The following is a 275-nucleotide window of genomic DNA, read 5'->3' as shown; positions in this document are numbered from 1 at the left end:
GCCCTCGCCCAGGGCGAGGCGAAGAACAAGGCCGCGTCGGCGAACTCCTCCGGCGTGGTCACCCGACGCAGCGGCGTGTTCTGCGCGATCAGCTCGAAGACCGCCTCCGGGGTCGCGCTCGACGCATCGGTGGTGCGCAGGAGACCGCCGGAGATCATGTTCACGGTGATATTGTCGGGCCCCAGGTCATGGGACAGCGTGCGGGTCAACGAGAGGAGCGCGGCCTTGCCGGCGGTGTAGTCGTGATAGGGCACCACCGGATTCTGGAACAGGTT

The 275-nt window shown here is 67.3% G+C and carries 1 protein-coding gene; it reads right to left on the bottom strand.

All coding sequences use genetic code 11. The features are described from left to right. On the bottom strand, positions 1-275 hold a 275-nt coding region (locus tag CVH10_RS20215), incomplete at both ends, for an SDR family oxidoreductase (protein ID WP_146143171.1).

Source organism: Halomonas sp. ND22Bw, from assembly GCF_003011945.1.
GTDB classification, from domain to species: Bacteria; Pseudomonadota; Gammaproteobacteria; order Pseudomonadales; family Halomonadaceae; genus Halomonas; species Halomonas halophila.
Note: the sequence above shows the minus strand (reverse complement) of the source record. Positions and strands in the feature narration are given on the sequence as shown.